A 20733-nucleotide genomic window follows, 5' to 3' on the forward strand; every position below is an offset into this window, starting at 1 on the left:
TGTCGCACACCCGGTTCGTCCGAGTACTTCTCCGATAGCGCGTCGACTCCCCAGTCGATGCGCTAGCCCGCGTGCCACGGCACGGGGGCTTTTTTGTTGGATCCGGACAGCCACTGACGCGAAGGCATGGACGCGATGAAGTCACCCAGCGAAACAGCCAAGTCCCGACCGGGCGCCGGCGCAACGCCGACCCCGCCGACCGGCGCGCCGTCGCCGCTCACTGTCGCGGCGGGAGTACGTCCCCAGCAGCCGGCCGTCCCGGCCGTGGAGACCCTTACCGGCGCGCAGTCGTTCGTCCGGTCGCTCGAGTCGCTCGGCGTCGACGTCGCCTTCGGCATCCCCGGTGGCGCGATCCTGCCCGCGTACGACCCGCTCTTCGACTCCCGCGTGCGTCACATCCTGGTGCGCCACGAACAGGGCGCCGGCCACGCGGCCACCGGGTACGCGCAGGCCACCGGCAAGGTGGGTGTCTGTATCGCGACCTCCGGCCCTGGCGCTACCAACCTGGTGACACCCATCGCCGACGCCTACATGGACTCGGTGCCGATGGTGGCGATCACCGGCCAGGTCCCGCGGGCCGCGATCGGCACGGATGCCTTCCAGGAGGCGGACATCCACGGCATCACGCTGCCGATCACCAAGCACAACTACCTGGTGCAGCGGGCCGAGGACATCCCGCGCGTGCTGGCCGAGGCGTTCCACCTGGCGGGCAGCGGCCGGCCCGGCCCGGTCCTGGTCGACCTGCCCAAGGACGTGCTGCAGGCGCAGACCACGTTCAGTTGGCCGCCGTCGCTGGAGCTGCCCGGCTACCGGCCCACCCTGCAGCCGCACGGCAAGCAGATCCGCGAGGCCGCCCGGCTCATGGCGACGGCCCGCCGGCCCGTGCTGTACGTCGGCGGCGGCGTGCTCAAGGCCCACGCCTCGGCCTCGCTGAAGAAGCTGGCCGAGCTCACCGGCATGCCGGTGGTCACCACGCTCATGGCCCGCGGCGCGTTCCCGGACAGCCACGAGCAGCACATGGGCATGCCGGGCATGCACGGCACGGTCGCCGCCGTGTACTCCCTGCAGAAGGCCGACCTGCTCATCGCGCTGGGCGCCCGCTTCGACGACCGGGTGACGGGCAAGCTGGACAGCTTCGCGCCCGGCGCGGCGGTCATCCACGCCGACATCGACCCGGCCGAGATCGGCAAGAACCGCACGGCGGACGTGCCGATCGTGGGTGACGCCCGTTACGTCATCGACGAGCTGATCGGCGCGCTGGAGGCCGAGTACAAGGCCGGCCAGCGGGCCGACATCACCCCGTGGATGCGGCAGCTGCGCGAGGTGCGCTCCCGCTACCCGCTGGGCTGGGAGGAGCCGCCGGACGGCACGCTGGCCCCGCAGTACGTGATCAAGCGGCTGGGCGAGATCGTGGGGCCGGAGGCGATCTACGCGGCGGGCGTCGGCCAGCACCAGATGTGGGCCGCGCAGTTCGTCTCCTACGAGAAGCCGTACACCTGGCTCAACTCCGGCGGCGCCGGCACGATGGGCTATGCCGTGCCGGCCGCGATGGGCGCCAAGGTGGGCATGCCGGACACCACCGTGTGGGCGATCGACGGCGACGGCTGCTTCCAGATGACCAACCAGGAGTTGGCCACCTGCGCCCTGGAGCGTATCCCGATCAAGGTCGCTCTGATCAACAACGGCAACCTCGGCATGGTGCGGCAGTGGCAGACGCTGTTCTACAACGAGCGCTACTCCAACACCGACCTGGGCACCCACAAGCACCGCATCCCGGACTTCGTGAAGCTCGCCGAGGCGCTGGGCTGCATCGGCCTGCGCTGCGAGACCGCCGGCGACGTGGACAAGACCATCGAGGCCGCGATGTCGATCAACGACGCTCCCGTGGTGATCGACTTCGTCGTCGGCAAGGACGCCATGGTGTGGCCGATGGTGCCCGCCGGCACCAGCAACAACGAGATCCTGTTCGCCCGGGACCTGCGCCCGGCCTTCGACGACGACGAGCTGTAGGGAACGAGATGACCAAGCACACCCTGTCCGTTCTCGTGGAGAACAAGCCGGGAGTACTGGCGAGAGTCGCCGGTCTCTTCTCCCGCCGCGGTTTCAACATCGACTCGCTGGCGGTCGGCGAGACCGAGCACCCCGAGGTCTCGCGCATCACCATCGTGGTCAACGCCGAGGAGTCGCCGCTCGAGCAGGTCACCAAGCAGCTCAACAAGCTGGTGAACGTCCTCAAGATCGTTGAGTTGGAGCCGGCCGCCGCGGTGCAGCGCGAGCTGCTCCTCGTCAAGGTCCGCGCCGACCGGGCGATCCGGTCCCAGGTGCTGGAGACGGTCGGCCTCTTCCGGGCGCGGGTCGTCGACGTATCCCCGGACGCCCTCATCATCGAGGCGACCGGCACCCCGGAGAAGCTCGACGCCCTCCTGCGCGACCTGGAGCCCTACGGCATCAAGGAGATGGTGCAGTCGGGCCTCGTCGCGATCGGCCGCGGCGCCCGGTCGATCACCGCGCCCGTGCTGCGCGCGGCGTCCTGACAACTGGACCCGGGCAGAGCCGCCCATCGGCCGTCCCCGGCCCTGCAAGACAGTGTGAGCAAGCGGAGTAAGCGAAAGGAAACCCAGCGAATGGCTGTGGAAATGTTCTACGACGACGACGCCGACCTGTCGGTGATCCAGGGCCGTAAGGTCGCGGTCATCGGGTACGGCAGCCAGGGCCACGCGCACTCGCTGAGCCTGCGCGACTCCGGCGTCGACGTGCGCATCGGCCTGCCCGAGGGCTCGAAGAGCCGCCCGAAGGTCGCCGAGCAGGGTCTGGAGGTCGGCACGCCGGCCGAGGTCGCCGCCTGGGCGGACGTCATCATGATCCTCGCCCCGGACACCGTGCAGCGCCGCCTGTACGCCGAGGAGATCGCGCCCAACCTCACCGCGGGCAAGGCGCTCTTCTTCGGTCACGGCCTCAACATCCGGTACGGGCTGATCGAGCCGCCGGCCGATGTGGACGTCTGCATGGTCGCCCCCAAGGGTCCGGGCCACCTGGTCCGCCGCCAGTTCGTGGACGGCAAGGGCGTGCCCGCCCTCATCGCGGTCGAGCAGGACGCCACGGGCAACGCCCAGGCGCTCGCCCTGTCGTACGCGAAGGGCATCGGCGGCACCCGCGCCGGCGTCATCAAGACCACGTTCAAGGAGGAGACGGAGACCGACCTCTTCGGCGAGCAGGCCGTTCTGTGCGGTGGCGCGTCCGCGCTGGTGCAGACCGGCTTCGAGGTGCTCACCGAGGCCGGCTACGCCCCCGAGGTGGCCTACTTCGAGTGCCTGCACGAGCTCAAGCTCATCGTGGACCTGATGTACGAGGGCGGCATCGCCCGCATGCGCTACAGCGTCTCCGACACCGCTGAGTACGGCGACTACACCCGTGGCCCGCGCGTCATCAACCCCGCCGTCAAGGAGGAGATGCGCAAGATCCTCGCCGAGATCCAGAACGGCGACTTCGCCCGCGAGCTGATCGCCGAGGACGACAACGGCCGGCCGAACTTCACCAAGTTCCGCGAGGAGGGTGCCGCGCACCCGATCGAGGAGACCGGCAAGAAGCTGCGCGCCATGATGAGCTGGGTCGACCGCCCCATCACCGAGACGGCCTGACCTCACGTTCCACGGACCGGGCCGGTCGCCTTTGGGGCGGCCGGCCCGGTTCGCTGCTGTCTGCGGAAAATCTTGCGCATCCGACTCAACAGATCCGCACCGCCGCGGGTTGTAGCGGTAACGGGCGGGAGGGGCCGGATGACATTCGACGAGTACCTGGCTACGCGGGTGTCCGCGCTGCTGCGGTTCGCCACGGTGGTGGCGTGCGATCCGCATTTAGCCGAGGACGTCGTCCAGGACGTCCTGGTGCGGGCGCATGGCCGCTGGTCGCGCATCGCCGCCATGGAGCAACCTGAGGCGTACCTCAAGCGCATGGTGGTCAACGAGTGCCTGCGCAGCCGGCGCCGCACCCGCCGGACCGTGCTGTTGGCCCACGACTCGTTGGATGCGGCGTCCCCTCGCCTGCTGGACCATGCGGGCGCCTACGGGGAACGCGACGACCTGGCCCGCCGCATCGCCGCCCTGCCGCCCAAGCAGCGCGCCGTCGTGGCGTTGCGCTACTACGACGGCCGGACGGACGCCGAGATCGCCGAGTACCTGGGCTGCCGGGAGGGCACCGTCCGGGCGCACGCCTCGCGCGCGCTCGCCACGCTGCGGGCCGCCCTGTCCCCTTCGACCGTGCACGGGAGGTCCTGATGAACGAGCACGACGCGATCCTCGCGGCGCTGGAGCGCATCGCGACTCAGGCGCCCCCGCCCGACCGGGTCGTTGCGAACCTGTCGGCGCGCATCCGGGCCCACCGGCAGCGCCGCGCGTTGCTCACCCTGGGCGGTGCGGCGGCGGTCGGCGTACCGGCGTTCATCGTGCTGCGCCCGGATCAGGCCGGTCCCGGCCCCGGCCCGGCACCCGCCAGCGCGGGACCCGATCCGTCGCCGCGCCCGGGCAACACATGGGCGCCGATGCTGTTTCGGCCGACGTGGCTGCCCGACGGCGTCACGGAGGTGTCGCGGGTGGGGCACAAGGGCGACGAGCCGGGTCAGTCCCGGATATGGGCCGACGACATCTACCGCAGGTGGGCGGAGACCTTCAAGGACGAGACGTTGCGGGAGAGTCGTTTCGTGGGGGTCGACGTCAAGAGGGCCGCCGAGTTGGCGACGCGGGGGCCGGTCAGCCCGCCGGTCGACGTGCTCGGCGGAGAACCGAACACCACAGTCGGGGACCATCCCGCCTACGTGACCGACCCGGACGACGACCTCGCCGAGGTCACGTGGTTGGTTGACAACCTGCTGATCAAGGTGACCGTGTCGCCCGCCGCCGGCGGTTACGACGCGGCGCTTCGGGTCGCCCGCTCGGTGGTGCCGGACCGGACGTCCCGGGTGGAGGTCGGGTTCAGCCTCCGGTGGCTGCCCGCGCGGTTCGGGCGTACGGGCTGGAGGGTGACCTCGTCCGTGACGGCGACGAAGTGGTCGCAGCAGCTTGTCAGCCTCCACGACGACTTCATGGTCGTGGGGCTCCACTCGCCGGGCTTCTTCCCTACGTCGGACACAAACCCGGATGACACGCAGATCACGGTGCGCGGCCGGCAGGGCACGCTGTCCGATGGTGTGCTCCTGGTTGAGTTGGCGGACGGCTCGTGGCTGAGAGTGGGCGCGGGGAACAGGACCGAGGCGGTCCGGATCGCCAACGATCTGATCATCGGCCAGCCCGCTTACCGGGGGTGGGTGGGCACCCGCTGAGCCGTGTCGCCACGCATGGCGCGTAACTCGGGGGAAAACCGCTCGGTTGATCTGAGGAATTCGGACAAAAAGTCTGAAACCTACCCGAGGGAGCGCCATGTTCAAGCTCTCCATGATCGGTGGCGCGCTGGCCGCGTCAATGCTGTTCGCCACGTCCGCGTACGCGGCCCCGCCGCCCAACCGGATCGTCATCGACGTGGTGACCGCGAACGGCTCCGGCTGCCCGATCGGCAGCACCGCCGTGGCGATGTCGCCGGACAACACCGCCTTCACGGTCACCTACAGCCGGTACCTGGCCCAGACCGGCGCGGGCGCCGACCCGGTCGCGTTCCGCCGCAACTGCCAGCTCAACCTGAACGTGCACGTGCCCAACGGGCTGACCTTCGCCGTCATCTCCGTGGACTACCGGGGCTTCGGCCACCTGGAGCGCGGGGCCACCGGGTTGCACCAGGCGAACTACTACTTCCAGGGCCAGGCGCTCACCCAGCGGCTGCGCTCGCCGTTCCGGGGCCCGATGGACCGCAACTGGCATGTGCGCGACCAGGCCGCGATCGCCGAGCGCGTCTACCGGCCGTGCGGCGTGCAGCGCAACCTGAACATCAACACCGAGCTACGGGTCTCGCTCGGGTCGTCGAACCCGCGCCGGGTCAGCTTCCTCACCATGGACTCGACGGACAGCGCGATCAGTACCGTCTACCACCTGGCCTGGAAGCGGTGCGGCCGGTGAGGCGCGGCGCCGCGTTGCTGGCCGGCGCGGTCCTGGCGCTGCTCTGTCCGGCAGCGGCCGCCGCGGACCCGCCGACCGACCGGATCGTGATCGACGTGGTGACGGCGAACGGGTCGGGCTGCCCGCTCGGCACGACGGCCGTCGCGATGTCGCCGGACAACACCGCCATGACGGTGACCTACAGCCGCTATGTCGCCCGGGTGGGTGCCGGTGCCGAACCGATCGAGTTCCGTCGCAACTGCCAGCTGAACCTGAACGTCCACGTCCCGAACGGGTTGACGTTCGCGGTCGCGTCCGTGGACTACCGCGGCTTCGGCCATCTGGAGCGCGGTGCGACCGGCCTGCACCAGGCGAGCTACTACTTCCAGGGCCAGGGCTCGACGCAACGCTCGGGCCAGCGGTTCGCCGGTCCGATGAACGACGACTGGCAGCACAACGACCAGCTCGCCGTCAGCGAGCGCGTCTACCGCCCGTGCGGCGTGCAACGCAACCTGAACATCAACACCGAACTGCGGGTGTACCAGGGGAACTCGCCCCGGGGCACGGCGAGCTTCCTCACGATGGACTCGACGGACACGGCCTTCAGCACGGTCTACCACCTCACGTGGAAGACCTGCCCGGCGCGCTAGGCGGCCAGGGTGCGGCGGGACGTTACCCGCCGCACCCTGGCTCAGGCGGGAGCGGAGAAGTCCAGGGCCACGTGGGCCCCGCCCAGGGGGGAGCGGGTGAACCTGGCGTGGCCGCCGGCCGCCGCCGCGGTACGTCGCGCGATGTCCAACCCCAGCCCGGTGCCCCGCGCGCCCGCGCCGGCGGCGAAGCCCGCGCCGCCGTCCTCGACGACGATCCGCCCGCCCCCGTCCGGCAGCGCTGTCACGGTCACCCGCAGCGGCGTGCCGTCCGGCGTATGGGTGAAGACGTTCTCCAGCAACGCGTCCAGCGCGGCGGCGAGGTCCTCGGCGGCCACCCGTACGGGCACCGGACCGGCGGGCAGCGCGCAGTCCAGCGCCCGCCCGGTGTCCTCGGCGAGCACTGACCAGAACGCCACCCGGTCCGCGGCCACGGACGCGAGGTCGGCATGCGGTCGCGCGCCCTCCCGCACCGGGCGGCGCGCCGTACGGATCACCTCGTCCATCTCCCGGCCCAGCACATCCACATCGGACAGCAGGCGGGCCCGCTCGTCGGCGTCGCGCAGCGACTCGGCGTCCAGCCGCAGGGCCGTCGCGGGCGTCCGCAGCCGGTGTGCCAGGTCGGCCACCTCCCGGCGTTCCGCGTCGAGCAGTTCGCCGATGCGGTCGGCCAGCCGGTTGAGGCCCACGCCGACGCGGCGCAGCTCGCGTGGCCCGGTGAGCCCGGCCCGGGCGGCCAGGTCGCCGTCGGCGAGTCGGCCGGCGGTCGCGGCCAGCGTCGTGACGGAGTCGACCAGCCGCCGGCCCAGCCGGTCGGCCAGCAGCAGGCCGAGCCCGAACAGCAGCAGCCCGAGTACGCCCAGCAGCGCCCAGGTGCGGGCCACGCCCCGGTGCAGGGTCGCCTCGGTCACGTGCGCGCGGACGATCGCGACCCCGTCCTGCCCCTGCACCGGCGCGAGGACCTCGATCCCGTCCCCGGCGTCCGCGGCGAACGCCCGGCCGCGCGCGGCGAGCTCCACTGACGGGGTACGCCGCGCCGGCGCGCCCAGCACGGTCCCGTCGGGGAGGAACACGGAGGTGAGCACGCCGTCGGCGTCGCGCCCCGCGCTCAGCAGCCCACTGGCCTCCGGGCCGGAGGCGACCACGAGCGCGGCCGTGGCCTGCGCGGTCAGCGTTGCGGTCGAGATCGCCCGCTGCTCAGCCTCGCGCCGCAGGATCAGCCCGAGCGGCACCAGGAACGCGACGAGAACCACGGCCATCGTGGCCGCGACGAGGGCGTTGACCTGTGCCCGGACCCCGTTCATCGGGGCCGGTCCAGCCGGACGCCGACGCCGCGCACCGTGTGCAGGTACGTCGGATGCGCGGCCGTCTCCCCGAGCTTGCGACGCAGCCACGACAGGTGCACGTCCACGGTCTTGTCCGATCCGCCGTACGGCTGGCGCCACACCTCCGTGAGCAGCTCGCGCTTGCTGACCACCGTGCCTACCCGCTCGGCGAGGTAGCAGAGCAGGTCGAACTCCCGGGCCGACAGCTCCAGCGCCGTGCCGCCCAGCGTGGCGCCGCGCCCGGGCGGATCGACCACCAGGTCGCCGATCGTGATGGGGCCGGCCGGCCCGGCGTCGGGCGCGGCGCGGCGCAGGACGGCGCGGATGCGGGCGTCCAGCTGGGCCGCGCCGAACGGCTTGACCAGGTAGTCGTCGGCCCCACCGTCGAGCGCCCGGACGATCTGCGCCTCGTCGTCGCGGGCGGTCGCCACGACGACCGGCACGGCGCTGACCGCGCGGATCATGCGCAGCACCTCGAGCCCGTCGAGGTCCGGCAGGCCAAGGTCGAGCAGCACCAGGTCGGGTCGGTCCGCGACCGCGCCGTGCAGCCCGGTCAGCCCGTCGGCCGCGGAGCTGGCCGCGTACCCGTGGTCGCGCAGCGCGCGCAGCAGCGCCGCCCGGACATTCGGGTCGTCCTCCACGACGAGTACGTGCGGCATGCGGCGAACCTACCGGTCACCCGGACGCAGCTCGACCCCGTGAACGTGGGCTTGTCGCCGCCTTAGCGTGCGCTTAAGGTGCTCAGCCGCAGGGTGGTGACATGACGAGCGAAGAGATGACGCGCCGGTCGGATGACGCGACACCCACGGCCGAGTTCGCGATGGTCGCCACGCGGCGACCCCGTGGGCGGGCGATCGCCCTGGGCGTGGCGGCGGTGGCGACGGCCGCGGTAGCGGTAGGCGTGGCCGTCGCGGTGGTCAACGGCGGTGGCGCACGCGACGCGGTCCTCAGTTCGAACGAGGTGGCCGAGGCCCTGGGTACCGCGGGCGTCGCGACACCGCATGGCGCCGTCCCGTCCGCCCCGGCCGGGGCCGCCCCGAGCAGTCGGGCGGTCCTCGACCACCCGAAGCAGGTGACGGGCGGCTATCTCAGCATCTCGTGCCGCGACGGCCTGGCCATCCTGCGCCAGTGGAGCCCGCGCGCCGGCTACCGCGTCGATGACGTGGTGCGCGGACCCGCGCGGACCGCGAGCGTCACGTTCGAGAGCGACACCGCCGACGACGTCGAGGTCTCCGTCACGTGCCCCGACCAGGAGGGCGCCGTACCGACGGTCACCGAGCAGGTCGACCCCGACGACCACGGCGGCGACGACAGGGACGACGACAAGCGCGACGACAGCGGCCGTGACCACCCAGAGGACGACTGAGCTCCACGTACTATGTGATGTTTGTCTGGCTTTTGGGCGTGTCGCGGGGTGGGCTGGGACTCCGAACCGGGGAGCGCAACGCTTACGATCGGCCTCAGCCTATGCGGAACGCGACGTGGCGTATCCGTTCGTCCACCCATACGTCCGCGTTCCGCTGAGTCACCGCGAGGAAGCATGCCTGCTGTCGTCCTCATCGCTGAAGAACTCGCCCCCGCCGCCCTCGACGTGCTGGCGCACGACTTCGATGTGCGCCACGTCGACGGCACCGACCGGCCCGCCCTGCTGGCCGCGCTCGCCGACGCCGACGCCGTGATCGTGCGCAGCGCCACGCAGATCGACGCCGAGGCCATCGCCGCCGGCGGCCGGCTCAAGGTCGTCGCCCGCGCCGGCGTGGGCCTCGACAACGTCGACGTCCCGGCCGCCACCGCCCGCGGCGTCATGGTGGTCAACGCCCCGACCTCCAACATCGTCTCCGCCGCCGAGCAGGCGATCGCCCTCCTGCTCGCGGTGGCCCGGCACACCGCCACCGCCAGCGCGTCGCTCAAGCGCGGCGAGTGGAAGCGGTCCAAGTTCACCGGCGTCGAGATCCAGGGCAAGACGGTCGGCGTGGTGGGCCTGGGCCGCATCGGTGTGCTGTTCGCCCAGCGCATGGCCGCCTTCGGCACGCGCCTGATCGCCTACGACCCGTACGTGCAGCCGGCGCGCGCCGCGCAGCTCGGCATCCGGCTCGTGGGGCTGGAGGAGCTGTTGCGCGAGAGCGACTTCATCTCCATCCACCTGCCCAAGACGCCGGAGACCGTGGGCCTCATCGGCGCCAAGGAGCTGCAGCTCGTCAAGCCGACCGTACGGATCGTCAACGCCGCGCGCGGCGGGCTCATCGACGAGGCCGCGCTGGCCGAGGCCGTGGCCGAGGGCCGGGTCGGCGGCGTTGGCCTCGACGTGTACGCCAAGGAGCCGTGCACGGACTCCCCGCTGTTCGCGTTCGACAACGTGGTCGCCGTGCCGCACCTGGGCGCCTCCACGGCCGAGGCGCAGGACAAGGCCGGCCTGGCCGTGGCCAAGAGCGTGCAGCTCGCGCTGCTCGGCGAGTTCGTGCCGGACGCCGTGAACGTGCAGACCGGCGGCATCGTGGCCCAGGACGTGCGGCCGCTGCTGCCGCTCGCCGAGAAGCTCGGCCGGGTGTTCACCGCCCTGGCCGGCGGCGTCGCGGCGAGCGTGACCGTCGAGGTGCGCGGCGAGGTCGTCGCCAACGACGTCAGCGTGCTCAAGCTCGCCGCGGCCAAGGGCCTGTTCGCGCCGGTCGTGGCCGAGCAGGTCACCTACGTCAACGCGCCGCACCTGGCCGCCGACCGGGGCGTGGAGCTGGAGCTGACCACCTCGACCGAGGCCACCGACCACATCAACCTGGTGACCGTGCGCGGCGCCAAGCCGAACGGCCGGCTCATCTCGGTCTCGGGCACGTACGTGCCGGGCACCCGCGAGGTGCGCAAGCTGACGGAGCTCGACGGGTACGACATCGACCTCGTGGCGGACGGGCACCTGCTGTTCTTCCGGTACGTCGACCGGCCGGGCATCGTCGGCGTGGTCGGCTCGATCCTGGGCGAGCTGGGCGTCAACATCGCGGCGATGCAGGTCGCGCGGCGCGAGGCGGGCGGCGAGGCGCTGATGATCCTCACGATCGACTCACCGGTGGACGCGGACACGCTGGAGAAGGCCGCGACGGCCATCGGCGCGACGGCCTCCTCGACGGTCGACCTCACGGACTGACCCTTCCTGCCGGGGCCGGTGGCGATTTCGGACGCGGAATCGCCACCGGCCCTGTCGTGTCGGCCGGGCGTTGGGTAGGGTACCGGGATACCTGAGGTAAGCGCTTTCCAGCTTGCCTTGACGCCGCGCCAGGGAGACGCCGCCGCGATGCTGCACATCAACGACGACCTCACCGCGGTCGACCTGCTGCCCCAGATCGATCAGCTGTGGCAGCTGTCGGCCAGCAAGATCGACTCCATCGACGCGAGCTGCCCGCCGGGCTCGGCCGCTCCGGTATTCACCGTCGACGGTCGCTACACGGCACGCGGCTGGACGGAATGGACGCAGGGCTTCCAGTACGGCTCGGCCGTCCTGCAGTTCGACGCCACCGACGACGAGCACTTCCTGACCATGGGCCGCGACCGTACCGTCGGCGTGATGGCCAGCCACGTCAGCCACATCGGCGTGCACGACCACGGCTTCAACAACGTCAGCACGTACGGCAACCTGTGGCGCCTCATGGGTGAGGGCCGGCTGGCTGACGATCCCCGCGAGCACGACTTCTACGAGCTGGCCCTGAAGATCACCGGTGCCGTGCAGGCGTCGCGGTGGCGCGCCACGGCCGCCGGCCACGGCTACATCTACTCGTTCAACGGGCCGCAGTCGCTGTTCGTCGACACGATCCGCTCCTGCCGGGCGCTGGCCGTGTCGCACCTGCTCGGGCACGTCCTCATGGGGGAGCAGGACGAGCGGATCTCGCTGCTGGGCCGCCTCATCGAGCACGCCCGCTCCACCGCGACGTGGAACATCTACTACGGCGAGGGCCGCGACAGCTACGACATCCGCGGGCGGACCGTGCACGAGGCGCTGTTCAACGTCAACGACGGCAACTTCCGCGCGCCGAGTACCCAGCAGGGCTACTCGCCGTTCACCACGTGGACGCGCGGCCTCGCGTGGGCCATGCTCGGCTACCCGGAGCAGCTGGAGTTCCTCGACATCCTCGACGACGCAGAACTGGAGCCTTACGGCGGCCGCGACGAGGTGACCGCCCTGTTCGTGCGCGCCGCCCGGGCCACCTGCGACTTCTACCTCGAGCACACGCCCGTGGACGGCGTCCCGTACTGGGACACGGGCGCTCCTGGGCTCGTCCACCTCGGTGACTACCTCGACCGGCCCGCCGACCCGTACAACGCGCACGAGCCGGTCGACTCGTCGGCCGCGGCCATCGGCGCGCAGGGCCTGCTGCGGCTCGGGCGCTACCTGAGCGAGCACGGCGACGCCGAGGCCGGCCGGCGGTACTGGCAGGCCGGGCTGACCGTCTCCGACACCCTGTTCGCCGAGCCGTACCTGAGCACCGACCCCGCGCACCAGGGCCTGCTGCTGCACTCCGTCTACCACCGCCCCAACGGCTGGGACCAGGTCCACGACGGGCAGTCCGTGCCCAACGGCGAGTCGAGCATGTGGGGCGACTACCACGCCCGCGAGCTGGCCCTCTACCTCGGCCGGGTAGCCAAGGACGGCCAGTACTACACGTTCTTCGGCCCGGCGGAGGTGCGGGCATGAGCGAGCGTCACCAGCTCACTGGTCGCTCGTGGCGGCGCCGGAGCGCGGCGGAGGTGACCGCATGAGGCCGGTGGCGCTGGTGACCGGCGCGTCCCGGGGCATCGGCCGCGGGATCGCCGTCGCGTTGGCCGACGCCGGGCACGACCTTGTGATCAACTACGCCGCCAACGCGGACGCCGCCAAGGAGGTCCAGGCGGCCGTCGAGGCGGCCGGCGGGCGGGCCGTGCCGGTGCGGGCCGACGTCTCGTCCGCCGCGGACCGCGAGCGGCTCGTCGAGGAGACCTACGCGGCCTTCGGCCGGCTGGACCTGCTCGTGAACAACGCGGGCGTGGCGCCCGACGTCCGCGCCGACCTGCTGGAGGCCGGGGAGGAGTCGTTCGACCGGCTCATCGCCATCAATCTCAAGGGCCCGTACTTCCTGACCCAACTCGTCGCCAACCGCATGATCGAACAGATCGGGACGGGCGTGGTGAGCGCGCCGCGCATCGTCACGATCTCGTCCATCAGCGCGTATACCGCCAGCGTGAACCGGGGCGACTACTGCGTCGCCAAGGCCGGCCTCGCCATGATGACTACCCTGTACGCCGCCCGCCTCGCCGAGTACGGCATCAACGTGTACGAGATCCGGCCCGGCATCGTGGCGACCGACATGACGGGCGCCGTCACCGAGAAGTACGACCGGCTCATCCACGAGGAGGGCATCACGCCCATCCGGCGCTGGGGACAGCCAGCGGATGTGGGCGCGGCGGTGGTCGCGGTGGCCAGCGGCCTGCTGCCGTTCAGCACGGGGCAGGTCATCGACGTGGACGGCGGCTTCCACCTCCGCACCCTGTAACGGCCGGACACATCACGCCCGGGCCAGCGCGACACGGGGGCGGGTCCTGGCGCGGCGGGGGTCCTGGTGCGGCGCGGCCCTTCGCCAAAGTCGTGACTTTGGCGGGGTGGTCGCCACGCGTGCCGGCCATTGTCGCGACTTTGGTGGGGTTAGCCGCGCGGGCTGACGCCAAAGTCGTGCCTTTGGTGAGGTAGTTGCCGCCGGCGCCCGCCATAGGCGTGACTTTGGTGGGGTGGTCGGGGTGTGCGTTCGCCATAGGCGTGACTTTGGTGGGGTAGTGGCTGCCGGCGTCCGCCATAGGTGTGACTTTGGTGGGGTGGTCGGGGTGTGCGTTCGCCATAGGCGTGACTTTGGTGGGGTAGTGGCTGCCGGCGCCCGCCATAGGTGTGACTTTGGTGGGGTGGTCGGGGTCTGCCCTCGCCATAGGCGTGACTTTGGCCCGCGTGGTCGCCGCGCCCAGTCGCCATTGTCGTGACTTTGGCGGCAGAAGGGCCGCAGCGTCGCCCGCCGCCGTCCACGCGGGCAGCCCGGATGATGGGATCCGTGTACCGCGACGTAGGATGGCCCCTTAACGTTCGGTAGAACGTAGGTCGAGGAGGACAGTGACGTGACGGTGGCGAAGATCGCGCTGGTGCCCGGTGACGGGATCGGCGCGGAGGTGGTGGCGCAGGGGCGCAAGGTGCTCGACGCGGTGCTGCCCGGGGTCGAAGCTACCGAATACGATCTCGGCGCGGCGCGGTACCACCGCACCGGCGAGGTGCTGCCCGAATCCGTCCTGCAGGAGTGGACCGGCTACGACGCGATCCTGCTCGGCGCCGTCGGTGACCCGACCGTGCCGCCGGGCGTGCTGGAGCGCGGCCTGCTGCTGAAGCTGCGCTTCGCCTTCCAGCAGTACGTGAACCTGCGCCCGTCGCGGCTGTGGCCCGGCACGGCGGGCCCGCTCGGCAACGTCAAGCCCGGCGAGATCGATTTCGTCGTGGTGCGTGAGGGCACCGAGGGCCTCTACGCGGGCGCCGGCGGCACGATGCACACCAACACGCCCGCCGAGGTCGCCACCGAGGAGAGCCTCAACACCCGCCACGGCGTCGAGCGCGTCATCCGCGACGCCTTCTCCCGCGCGGGCAAGCGCGAGCGGCGCAAGGTCACGATGGTCCACAAGACCAACGTGCTCACCCACGCGGGCGGCCTGTGGGCCCGCACGTTCGCCGAGGTGGCCCGGGAGTTCCCGGACATCGAGACCGACTACCAGCACGTCGACGCGGCGGCCATGTTCATGGTGACGCAGCCGCAGCGTTACGACGTCATCGTCACCGACAACCTGTTCGGCGACATCCTCACCGACATCGCGGCCGCCGTGACCGGCGGCATCGGGCTCGCGGCGAGCGGGTGCATCAACCCGGAGCGCGAGTTCCCGTCGATGTTCGAACCCGTACACGGCTCGGCCCCGGACATCGCGGGCCAGGGCGTAGCGGACCCGGTAGCGACCGTCCTGTCGGTCGCGCTCCTGCTGGACCACCTCGGCCACCCCGAGCAGGCCCGCCGGGTCGAGCAGGCGGTCGCGGCGGAGCTGTCCTCCCGTACTCCGGGGCAGCCGCTGCGCACCGAGGAGGTCGGCGACCGCCTCGCGGCGCACGCCTCCAACTGATCACCGCCCCCATCACCAGGGCGGCTCCCTTTTCACGGCACTACCGTGCCGCATCACCCTGAACGATCGCTTTGATCAGCGAGGGCGTCGCCCTGTCCGCTGAACGGTCGTTCGGGTAGGTTGCAGGCACGGGTATTCCCCACACACATCCTCTTGGAGGCAAGCGATGGCTGGTGGTGACAACCTCGATTTCGAGATTCGTCCGGCGTCGCAGCCGGTACCGGCCGTCGAGCGCGCCGCGCTCATGGCCAACCCGGGCTTCGGTCGGATCTTCACCGACCACATGGTGACTATCCGGTACGCCGACAGCAAGGGCTGGTACGACGCACGCGTGGAGCCCAGGGCGCCGATCGCGCTGGACCCTGCGGCCGCGGTGCTGCACTACGCCCAGGAGATCTTCGAGGGTCTCAAGGCGTACCGGTCGGCCGACGGCGGCGTGACGACCTTCCGGGCCGACGCGAACGCGCGCCGGTTCCGCGAGTCCGCGACCCGGATGGCGATGCCGCACCTCTCCGACGACCTGTTCCTCGGTTCCATCCGTGAGCTGGTGCAGGTCGACCGCGACTGGGTGCCCACGGACCCTGAGGGCAGCCTGTACCTGCGGCCGTTCATGTTCGCCAGCGAGGTGTTCCTCGGCGTGCGCCCCGCCCTGGAATACCTGTACTGCCTGATCGCCTCGCCCGTGGGCTCCTACTTCGCGGGTGGGGTCAAGCCCGCCACGATGTGGGTCTCGACGGAGTACACGCGGGCGGCCCCCGGCGGCACCGGGGCGGCCAAGTGCGGCGGCAACTACGCCGCCAGCCTGGTGGCCCAGGCCGAGGCGATCGAGCAGGGCTGCGACCAGGTGGTCTTCCTCGACACCCGGGAGCAGAAGTACATCGATGAGCTCGGCGGCATGAACATCGTCTTCGTGCTCGACGACGGCACGCTCGTCACGCCGCCGCTGACCGGCACCATCCTGCCGGGCATCACGCGCGACTCGGTGCTCACGCTGGCCCGCGACGAGGGCCGGGCGGTACAGGAGCGTCCGGTGAGCGTCGACGAGTGGCGCGAGGGCGCCCGGAGCGGTCGCATCCGGGAGACCTTCGCGTGCGGCACCGCGGCGGTGATCACGCCGGTCGGCGCGGTGAAGTCGCGCGACTACGAGTTCTCGATCGGTGGCGGCGAGCCCGGGCCGGTCACCATGGCACTGCGCGAGCGGCTGGTCAACATCCAGCGTGGCAACGCCGAGGACCCGTACGGCTGGGTCCAGCGCATCATCTGAACGACCGCGGCGGCGCGAGGGCTCAGGCCGTCGCGCCGCCCCGCAGGCCGTTGATCACCTGCCGTAGGACCTCGTCGGGCGGCGGTCCGATCGACGCGACGACGGCGTCCTCACCCGGGCCGGGCTCCTCCAGGTCGGCCAGTTGGGCGTAGAGCAACTGCTCGGGGAAGAAGTGGCCCTGACGGTGGCGCAGGCGCTCGGTCAACACCGCGCGGGTGCCCCGCAGGTAGGCGAAGCGCACCGGGCACTCGGCCTCGCGTAGTACGTCCCGGTAGATGCGCTTAAGGGCCGAACAGCCCACCACGGCCACGACGTCCAGTTCCTTGCCCAGGTCGGTGACCGGTACCCCGTCGGCGTGGTCGTTCATCCAGGCCAGCACGGTGTGCAGCCAGGGCCAGCGGTCGGCGTCGGTGAGCGGGTGGCCGGCGACCATCTTGGCCACGTTGGCCGGCGGGTGCAGCCGGTCGGCGTCGCCGAACTCCACCCCACAGGCCGCGGCGAGGCACTCACCGATGGTCGTCTTGCCGCTGCCGGAGACGCCCATCACCACCACGATGACGCCGGTACTCATCTGGCCCCTTTCTCCGTTCCCTTCAGGGTACGGACATGCGAGGTCGCCGCGACGCTCGCGCGCCGCGGCGACCCCACCTGACCACGGGTACGGTTACGGTCCGTTACCGGGCCGCACCGCCGGGCGGGAACCCGTAGTAGGTGGCGTAGTAGCTCTCCACCTTCTCCCGGTGCGTGGCATCGGTGTACATGCCGGCATCCACCTCGGGCGAGTTCTTGATCTCGTCCTTGGTGCGGTCGACGTAGACGTTGCGGTCCACGTGATCCACGTTGGTCACCACGCCGGCGGGCAGCATGGCCTTGTGGCCGAAGATCCACGGCCCGGTGTCGACCACCAGGAAGCTGCCGTTGGCAGCGCCGTGCACCTCCTCCACCTTGCCGCACCGACCGTCGGTGGCTTCCACGTGGTAGCCGATGATGTCCTGGGCGCTGGGCAGGCCGCTGTCCGGGCGGAAGTTCCACGGGTCGAACGACCGCGTAGCGTCCATGCCCGTCACGGGCGCGGCGTACGGGTCATCGGTGAACTCCACGCCGCGCTCGGCGCGCGGCTCGGGGGTCCGGAAGACGTTGTCCGACGTCGGGTTCGGCGTCGGCCAGGTCTCGGCGTTCTGCTCGTCGCGCCGCTCCGGCTGCTGAGTCGGGTACACGAAGGCACCTCCCTTTCGCATCGTTGCGTCATCGGTCGAATAGAGGCCTACCCGGCTCACGCCCGTCGCAATCCTGCCCCGGCACGCAGTTTTTTGTCCCGACATGCGGAACGCTGCTTTGCGTAGCCGCATCGATATGTAAGGGTGATCGACGTGGCACGACCCGTAAGCCAGCTCATTATCGAATAGCGCGCGCAGCTTGCCCCACCTGCGCGCGCAGACCTCTCGCATCCGCGAGAGGTCTTTTTTGTGAGCCGGGTGAGCTCGACACGCCACCGAAAGGATCGCTTTCCATGACGTACCAGGTCTTCGACACCAGCCTTCGCGACGGGGCACAGCGCGAGGGCATCTCGTACTCGGTCGTCGACAAGCTCGCCGTTGCGCGCCTGCTCGACGAGCTCGGCGTCACGTTCATCGAGGGCGGCTGGCCCGGTGCGATGCCCAAGGACACGGAGTTCTTCGCCCGCGCGCGCACCGAGCTGTCCCTGCGCAACGCACAGCTGGTCGCGTTCGGGTCCACCCGCAAGGCCGGCGTCGGAGTCAAGGAGGACGCCCAGGTCCGCGCCCTGCTCGACGCGCAGACCCCGGCCGTCTGCCTGGTCGCCAAGTCGGACGTGCGCCACGTCGAGCGGGCGCTGCGGACGACCCTGGACGAGAACCTCGCCATGGTGCGCGACACGGTCGCCTTCTTCGTCGCCGAGGGGCGGCGGGTCTTCCTCGACTGCGAGCACTTCTTCGACGGGTTCCGCTTCGACGCGGCGTACACGGCGTCGGTCGCCGCGACCGCGCTGGAGGCGGGCGCCGAGGTCGCGGTCATGTGCGACACCAACGGCGGCATGCTGCCGTCCATGGTGACCCGCGCGGTCGGCGACGTGGCGCAGCGCCTCGCGACGCTGCTCGGCACCACCCCGGAGGAGGCCGTGCGGAGGCTCGGCATCCACTGCCAGAACGACACCTCGTGCGCGGTGGCCAACACCATCGCGGCCGTCGAGGCGGGCGTGCGCCACTTCCAGTGCACCGCCAACGGCTACGGCGAGCGGCCCGGCAACGCCGACCTGTTCGCCACCGTGGCCAACCTTCAACTCAAGCTCGGGCTGCCGGTCCTACCGGAGGGCGGCCTGGAGAAGATGGTGCGGGTCTCCCACGCCATCGCCGAGATCGCCAATCTCGCCCCCGACACCCACCAGGCCTACGTCGGGGCCGCGGCCTTCGCCCACAAGGCGGGTCTGCACGCGAGCGCGATCAAAGTGGATCCCGTGCTCTACAACCACATCGACCCGTCGGTCGTGGGCAACGACATGAAGATCCTCGTGACGGAGATGGCCGGCCGGGCCAGCATCGAGCTCAAGTCCCGCGAGCTCGGCGTGGACCTGGCCGGCCACCCGGAGACGGCCGCCCGGGTGACCAACAGGGTCAAGCAGCTGGAGGCGGAGGGCTGGTCGTTCGAGGCCGCAGACGCGTCGTTCGAGCTGCTCGTGCGCGCCGAGCTGGGGGAGACCCCGGTGCCGTTCTCGCTCGAGTCGTACCGGGTGATCGTGGAGCACCGGGAGGACGGCGCGGTCGTCTCCGAGGCCACCGTGAAGGTCCGCGTGCGGGGCGAGCGCGTGATCGCGACCGCCGAGGGCAACGGCCCGGTCAACGCCCTGGACATGGCGCTGCGCCAGGCGCTGTCGCGGCACTACCCGCGCATCGCCGGCTTCGAGCTGTCCGACTACAAGGTGCGCATCCTGGAGGGCTCGCACGGGACCGGCGCGGTCACCCGCGTCCTCGTGGAGACGGTGGACTCCGACGGCCGTGACTGGACGACCGTGGGTGTCCACGAGAACGTCGTCGAGGCGAGCTGGCATGCCCTGGTGGACGCGCTGACCTACGGCGCGGCCCTGGCACCGGCCCAGCCCGTCGGCTGACCTGTGTTGCCAGGGCCCGGTCAGGGCCCGGGCAGCACGAGCGTCGCGAACAGCGCGCGGTGGTCGGTGCGCCGCACGGTGACCGCGGCGAAGTCGCGCACCCCGATGCGCTCGTCGGCGAGCACGTGGTCAATGGTCACCTTGGGCGTGACCGGCACCCGGCGGCCGTAGTACGGCCACGTCGGGGTCAGCCCTTCGCCCACTGTGGCGGCCGCGTCCCGGTAGCCCCTGCCCAGCAGCCGCCGCAACGCCGCGTGGTCGAGCGTCGAGTTGAAGTCGCCGATGAGTACGCGCACCGGGCCGTCCGGCGTGGCCGCCGGCTGCCCGGCGAGGCCGTTCAACAACCCGTCCGCGCTGTCGGTGAGGTGCGGGGGGACGGGGTGCACCGACTCCACGTACACGGGTCGGGCGCCCGGCACCGCCACGGTCGCGTACACCTGCCGGAACCCGCCCGGGTTCATCCGCACGCCGAGGCCGCTCAGCGGATACCGCGAGTACAGCCCCGAGCCGCTCACCCCTGCCGCGCCGGTCGTGTGCTTGTGCGGCAACAGCTCCTCGAGCCCTGCCCCGGCCAGGCGTCGCTGCGTGCCTGGCGTGAACTCCTGGATCGCCAGAACGTCGACCCGCCGCTCCCGCACGAGACCGACGAGCTGCGCCATGTCGGCCCTGCCGGCCAACACGTTCACCGACATGAAGACCACGTCAGGGCCGGGCGCCGCGGGCCGCGCGGCGTCCGCGTCGGCGAAGAACCGGGGGAGTACGCCGCACGCGAGCGCGACCACGGCGACAACGGCCGTACCGGCGGCCCACCACCGGCGGGTGCCGAGCGCGATCAGTGCGACCAGCACGGCGCCCGCCGCGACATAGGGCGTGAAGGCGACCAGCTTGACCGCGAGGGTGCCGTACTCCCAGCCGGCCGTGCGCACGAGCGCCCACACCGCCACCGGCGCGACGCAGACCCACACGAACCCGGTGAGGACGCGCGACCAGCGGCGGCGCGGGGGCGGCACGTCGGTCGGGGGGTCAGCGACAGCGCACTGCGTGAGCATGCCGGTGACTCTATGTCTCGGACGGCTGCTGAATCACCCGGTCAGGTGCCGAACACCGGGCGCGCGGGTGGGGGAGCACTCGCGCGCCCAGTGGGTGGATGCGGTCGAGTGTAGCGGCGCGGGCCGCCACGACATGGGACCGGGCGCGA

The 20733-nt window shown here is 71.3% G+C and carries 19 protein-coding genes; 14 read left to right on the top strand and 5 right to left on the bottom strand.

Features of this window, described 5'->3' with window-relative positions; translation table 11 throughout:
- The first annotated feature begins 135 nt into the window (after positions 1-135).
- The 7 genes from ABD191_RS10790 to ABD191_RS10820 all read left to right on the top strand — a co-directional run bounded on the left by ABD191_RS10790 (position 136) and on the right by ABD191_RS10820 (position 6670).
- Positions 136-2010 carry an acetolactate synthase large subunit gene (locus tag ABD191_RS10790; protein WP_344079533.1) on the top strand — a complete coding sequence of 625 codons (1875 nt, stop codon included), beginning with the start codon at positions 136-138 and terminating at the stop codon, positions 2008-2010.
- A gap of 8 nt (positions 2011-2018) precedes the next feature.
- Positions 2019-2534 (top strand): acetolactate synthase small subunit, encoded by a 516-nt coding sequence (gene ilvN, locus ABD191_RS10795; RefSeq protein ID WP_344079536.1) that lies wholly within the window; start codon positions 2019-2021, stop codon positions 2532-2534.
- Between the two features lie 90 nt (positions 2535-2624).
- Positions 2625-3638, top strand: coding sequence for a ketol-acid reductoisomerase (gene ilvC, locus ABD191_RS10800; protein ID WP_344079539.1), 1014 nt, complete (start codon positions 2625-2627; stop codon positions 3636-3638).
- A gap of 138 nt (positions 3639-3776) precedes the next feature.
- On the top strand, positions 3777-4274 hold the full coding sequence (locus ABD191_RS10805; RefSeq protein ID WP_344079542.1) for a SigE family RNA polymerase sigma factor: 498 nt from the start codon (positions 3777-3779) through the stop codon (positions 4272-4274).
- The gene (locus tag ABD191_RS10810; protein WP_344079545.1) at positions 4274-5314 is read left to right on the top strand and encodes a hypothetical protein; all 1041 of its coding nucleotides are present in this window, start codon (positions 4274-4276) and stop codon (positions 5312-5314) included. The genes ABD191_RS10805 and ABD191_RS10810 overlap by 1 nt, the downstream gene beginning before the upstream one ends.
- Positions 5315-5426: 112 nt before the next feature.
- Positions 5427-6041: a DUF4360 domain-containing protein gene (locus tag ABD191_RS10815; protein ID WP_344079604.1), complete on the top strand. Its 615-nt coding sequence runs from the start codon at positions 5427-5429 to the stop codon at positions 6039-6041.
- Positions 6038-6670 (top strand): DUF4360 domain-containing protein, encoded by a 633-nt coding sequence (locus tag ABD191_RS10820; protein WP_425560700.1) that lies wholly within the window; start codon positions 6038-6040, stop codon positions 6668-6670. The genes ABD191_RS10815 and ABD191_RS10820 overlap by 4 nt, the downstream gene beginning before the upstream one ends.
- Before the next feature lie 41 nt (positions 6671-6711).
- On the opposite strand, the gene ABD191_RS10825 is transcribed toward ABD191_RS10820, so the two are convergent.
- Positions 6712-7971 (bottom strand): ATP-binding protein, encoded by a 1260-nt coding sequence (locus ABD191_RS10825; protein WP_344079548.1) that lies wholly within the window; start codon positions 7969-7971, stop codon positions 6712-6714.
- Entirely contained in the window at positions 7968-8651 is a 684-nt protein-coding gene (locus ABD191_RS10830) for a response regulator transcription factor (RefSeq protein ID WP_344079551.1), read from the bottom strand. The genes ABD191_RS10825 and ABD191_RS10830 overlap by 4 nt, the downstream gene beginning before the upstream one ends.
- A gap of 101 nt (positions 8652-8752) precedes the next feature.
- Between ABD191_RS10830 and ABD191_RS10835 the strand changes: the two genes are divergently transcribed.
- From ABD191_RS10835 to ABD191_RS10860, 6 genes are all read left to right on the top strand, one after another.
- Complete coding sequence (locus ABD191_RS10835) at positions 8753-9358, top strand: hypothetical protein (RefSeq protein WP_344079554.1); 606 nt, start codon at positions 8753-8755, stop codon at positions 9356-9358.
- 174 nt (positions 9359-9532) lie between these two features.
- Entirely contained in the window at positions 9533-11125 is a 1593-nt protein-coding gene (serA, locus tag ABD191_RS10840) for a phosphoglycerate dehydrogenase (protein WP_344079556.1), read from the top strand.
- 147 nt (positions 11126-11272) lie between these two features.
- Positions 11273-12667, top strand: coding sequence for a hypothetical protein (locus ABD191_RS10845; RefSeq protein WP_344079559.1), 1395 nt, complete (start codon positions 11273-11275; stop codon positions 12665-12667).
- A 61-nt stretch (positions 12668-12728) separates the two neighbouring features.
- Positions 12729-13502, top strand: coding sequence for a 3-ketoacyl-ACP reductase (locus ABD191_RS10850; RefSeq protein WP_344079562.1), 774 nt, complete (start codon positions 12729-12731; stop codon positions 13500-13502).
- Between the two features lie 613 nt (positions 13503-14115).
- A complete protein-coding gene (locus ABD191_RS10855; protein WP_344079608.1) occupies positions 14116-15147 on the top strand; it encodes a 3-isopropylmalate dehydrogenase in 1032 nt (343 codons plus the stop codon).
- A gap of 166 nt (positions 15148-15313) precedes the next feature.
- Positions 15314-16411: a branched-chain amino acid aminotransferase gene (locus ABD191_RS10860; RefSeq protein ID WP_344079564.1), complete on the top strand. Its 1098-nt coding sequence runs from the start codon at positions 15314-15316 to the stop codon at positions 16409-16411.
- 22 nt (positions 16412-16433) lie between these two features.
- On the opposite strand, the gene ABD191_RS10865 is transcribed toward ABD191_RS10860, so the two are convergent.
- Together ABD191_RS10865 and ABD191_RS10870 are read right to left on the bottom strand one after the other, a co-directional pair.
- The gene (locus tag ABD191_RS10865; RefSeq protein ID WP_344079566.1) at positions 16434-16982 is read right to left on the bottom strand and encodes a gluconokinase; all 549 of its coding nucleotides are present in this window, start codon (positions 16980-16982) and stop codon (positions 16434-16436) included.
- Between the two features lie 103 nt (positions 16983-17085).
- Positions 17086-17628 (bottom strand): ribosome maturation factor RimM, encoded by a 543-nt coding sequence (locus ABD191_RS10870; protein WP_344079568.1) that lies wholly within the window; start codon positions 17626-17628, stop codon positions 17086-17088.
- Positions 17629-17921: 293 nt separating this feature from the next.
- Between ABD191_RS10870 and cimA the strand changes: the two genes are divergently transcribed.
- Complete coding sequence (gene cimA, locus ABD191_RS10875; protein ID WP_344079570.1) at positions 17922-19535, top strand: citramalate synthase; 1614 nt, start codon at positions 17922-17924, stop codon at positions 19533-19535.
- 20 nt (positions 19536-19555) lie between these two features.
- Here the strand turns inward: cimA and ABD191_RS10880 are convergent, their stop codons facing one another.
- Entirely contained in the window at positions 19556-20584 is a 1029-nt protein-coding gene (locus tag ABD191_RS10880) for an endonuclease/exonuclease/phosphatase family protein (protein ID WP_344079572.1), read from the bottom strand.
- Between the last annotated feature and the right edge of the window lie 149 nt (positions 20585-20733).

Source organism: Luedemannella helvata, from assembly GCF_039528415.1.
GTDB lineage: Bacteria > Actinomycetota > Actinomycetes > Mycobacteriales > Micromonosporaceae > Luedemannella > Luedemannella helvata.